The sequence below is a fragment of the Microbacterium sp. P2_F9 genome (genome assembly GCF_056403635.1).
Genome location: NZ_JBFUFC010000403.1, coordinates 1 through 1,175, shown reverse-complemented (window position 1 = coordinate 1,175; position 1,175 = coordinate 1). Strand labels below are relative to the sequence as shown.

Here is a 1,175-nt window from a genome sequence, read left to right as displayed (position 1 = left end):
AGCCCTCCCAAGCCGCGGGGAGGTTGTCGGTGCCGGTCGCCTGGGTTGCGGCGGGGGTCACGATGCTCATGGTCTCATTCCTTCGACGTGTGGTCTTACCACAAGGATAGCGTGTGGTCAGACCACGGTCAAGGAGATTCCGCTTGCACAGATGCCGAAAGGGCAGATTCACGCGGCGGCGCGAATCTGCCCTCTCGGCAGGCATGGTGGGACCGGTCAGGCCTCGGGCGGGTAGGGCACGGCCCAGTGCGGCTCGGGGACGTCCCAGCCCGCCGCCCGCAGCGCGCGCCGCGCGAGCTCACGCGCGGAATACGGCGTGCGGACGCCGCGGATGTCCCGATAGTCCTGGTGCCCGGGCCCGGCCCACAGGATCGCATCCCCGTCGCCGACGAGGGCCACCGCCTCGATGATCGCGCGCTCGGGCGGCGAGTATTCGTGGATCTCGGCGTCGGGCTGGGCGCGTCGTGCGCCTTCGATCAGCGTCGCGCGAATCGACGCCGGATCCTCGAACCGCGGGTGGTGATCGGTGATCACGAGGATGTCGCTGCCCTCCACCGCCGTACGCCCCATGTCGTGGCGCTTCGTGGCGTCCCGGTCGCCGTCGGCGCCGAAGAGCATCAGCACCTTTCCGGGAGTGACCCGCCGCACCGCGGCGAGCGTCTTCTCGAAGGCATCGGGGGAGTGGCCGAAGTCGACGTACACGGCGGGTCCGTGCTCGCCGGAGACGAGCTGCGTGCGCCCCGGCAGGTGCGCGTCGATCGGCCCGGACCCGCCCGCGGTGCTGTCGAGGGCGGCGACGAGGTCGGCCCAGGCGTATCCGCCCTCGAGGATCATGACGATCGCGAGGCCGGCGTTGGCGGCCATGTGGCGGCCGATCACCGGGACCACCGTCGTCAGAGTCCGTCCGTCCGTCGAAGACAGCCGGAACTCGGTGCCGGCGGGCTTCTCGTCGAGGATCTCGACGATCCAATCGGCGGCGGCCGCGGCATCCGGGTCCGCGGCGATCGCCGGCGTCCCCACGGTCACGAACGGCACCTCGCAGCGCTCGACCACCTCGAAGCCGGGGGTCGAGTCCAGCGAGATCACCGCGCGCTTCGCGCGGTCGGGTCGGAACAGCGGGAGCTTCGCCTCGAAGTACTCGCGCATGTCGGCGTAGTCATCGAGGTGGTCATGGG

Annotated in this window: 1 protein-coding gene; it reads right to left on the bottom strand. The window is 70.7% G+C overall.

Annotated elements, in window-relative coordinates:
- Positions 1-216: 216 nt before the first annotated feature.
- Positions 217-1,175, bottom strand: a 959-nt coding sequence (locus tag AC1DVT_RS20375; protein ID WP_477391235.1) for a Mur ligase family protein, incomplete at its 5' end; no start/stop codon positions are given.